2 protein-coding genes are annotated in these 2,154 nt (G+C 74.6%); one reads left to right on the forward strand and one right to left on the reverse strand.

The window, feature by feature from the left end; genetic code table 11:
* Positions 1 to 929, reverse strand: a 929-nt coding sequence (locus tag ACTIFU_RS17395; RefSeq protein WP_439579582.1) for a helix-turn-helix domain-containing protein, incomplete at its 3' end; no start/stop codon positions are given.
* A 296-nt stretch (positions 930 to 1,225) separates the two neighbouring features.
* On the opposite strand from ACTIFU_RS17395, the gene ACTIFU_RS17400 reads away from it, so the two are divergent.
* Positions 1,226 to 2,154, forward strand: a 929-nt coding sequence (locus ACTIFU_RS17400) for a hypothetical protein (RefSeq protein WP_439579583.1), incomplete at its 3' end; no start/stop codon positions are given.

Here is a 2,154-nt window from a genome sequence, read left to right on the forward strand (position 1 = left end):
GCGACCGCGCGCATCGCCAGCCGTTCCGCCTCGTCGTGCCGACGCGTCAGCGACATCGCCGCCGCGGCGTGGGTCAGCACCTCGGGGTCGTCGGGCGCGATCGCCACCGCGCGTCGGGCGTGGTCAAGGGCCCGCTCGCGCTCCGCGTCCGGGTCCTTGACGAAGTTGTGCATCGCGCTCTGCGCGTGCGACCAGCCGGCGAGCGCATGGGCGATCGGATGCGCGGGGTCGCGGTGCAGCGCATCGTTCAGCAGGTCGAGCGCGACCGCGACCGTGCCGCGTTCGAGCGACAGGGCAGCGGGGCGGGCGCGCGTCACGAGCGTCTCGGCATCGGCGGATCGCCGCGGGGCACGGCGGGCTTCGGCGAGCCGTGCATCCTCGACCGCGCCGCGGATCGCCGCGGCGGCGCGGTGAGGCCACGCCACACCGTCTGCCTCTGCCAACGCCTCATGGCCGATCCAGAGCACGACGCCGCGCCCGGGGTGGACCAGGGTCAGAACGATACGGTCCGGATCGAGCCGCGCTTCGAGGCGGAACAGACGCTGCGCATCGGACGGCGTGAGTGGCGCGTGCGGGTCGCGCAGGGAGAGGTCGCGGTTGCGGCACAGCGCGGCGGCAAGCTCGTCTGTCATGCGTCGCGCCTGAACGGCGTCGGCGCCTTGCACCGGGCGCAACTCGATCAGCGGGCCGGTGCCGCCGGCGGCAGGTCCACCGGCATGCCGCACGCGGGCCGCTCGCAGCGTCGCCGAGGGCTGCTCGCCGAACGCGGCCGCGTAGGCCGCGGCAAACCGTCCATGGTTCGAGAAGCCGTGCTGCAACGCAGCCTCGGTCACCGTCGTCACCTCGCCCGCGAGCAGCGTTTCGCGTGCTGCCGCGAGTCGGAGCCGGCGCGCGAGCGCACCTGGCCTGGTGCCGAGCGCATGCCGCAAGCGCCGCTGCAATGTGCGTGATGAAACGCCCGCCGCTTGCGCGAGCGTCTCCGTGCTTGGGGCAGCAGTCGGGTCCGCGGTCAGCATCGCCCGCAGCGCCGACACGGCCCTGCCGATCACCGGCGAAGCATCGTCAGGCGACGGTGTCGCGCCTCGGGCTGCGTCGAGCATGGGCGAACGCTACGCCCCGATCATGTCAGTGTCGTTTCCGGTACGGGATGGCGGAATCCGGACAGCGCGCGCCTCGGCGACGGTCCAGCATCAGGGCATCGACCACCCTCGAAGGAGACCGCGCCATGCGCGTCGTCACATCCCTTGCCGCGGGCGTTCTCGCGGTATCCCTGGCGTCCCCGGTCCTTGCGGCCGAGCGCGCCCGCACGGCCGACTGGCCGACCTTCCTGATCGCGAACCCGTCCGCGATCGCCGTCCCGCCACCGCCGAGCGCGGCCGCGACGGCGGCGGAACTCGTCGCCCTGCGCGGCAGGATGGCGGACCGGCCGGCGGATCTGACGCTTCGCCTCCGCCGGACCGAAACCGGCGGTCCGGTGCATCGCTGGAACGAGGCCGCGATCGGCGCGCTGGTGGACCGCCACATCACGGTCGGCGGCGCCTCGCGCGCGCTCGCGCTCCTGCATGCGAGCCTGCACGACGTCAGCGTCGTCGTCTGGACCGCGAAGGCGACCTACAAGCGCCAGGCGCCGTCCCGGCAAGACCCCGCGCTCGCCGTCGCGGGGGTGCGACCCGCTGCGCCGTCCTACCCCTCGGAAGCGGCTGCGGTCGCGGCGGCGGCAAGCACGATCCTCACCGCGCTGATCCCGGCGGAGGCCGAGCGGTTCCGGACGCTCGCGGCCGAGGAGGTGGCGCTGCGCCAGCACGCAGCCCTCGAATTCCCCTCCGACGCCGAGGCCGGGCGCAAGATCGGCGAGGCGGTGGCGGCGCTGGCGCTGGCCCGCGCGCGCGAGGATGGCGCGGCGCGGCCGTGGACCGGCACGCCGCCTTCGGGGCCCGGGCGCTGGCAGGGCAACGCGCCGGCCGCACCACTTGCCGGCTCGTGGCGGACCTGGATCCTGCCCGCGGGCGACGCGGTGCGGCCGGCCCCGCCGCCGGCACACGATTCGCCCGAGACGCTGGCGCAGCTTGCCGAGGTGAAGGCCTATCCGCGCACGCCGAAGACGAATTCGGACGCGGTGTTCTGGGAGGCCTATGGCGGCGCGCGCATCTTCCA

The sequence above is a fragment of the Elioraea sp. genome (assembly GCF_051860475.1).
In the GTDB taxonomy this organism is placed as follows: Bacteria; Pseudomonadota; Alphaproteobacteria; order Acetobacterales; family Acetobacteraceae; genus Elioraea.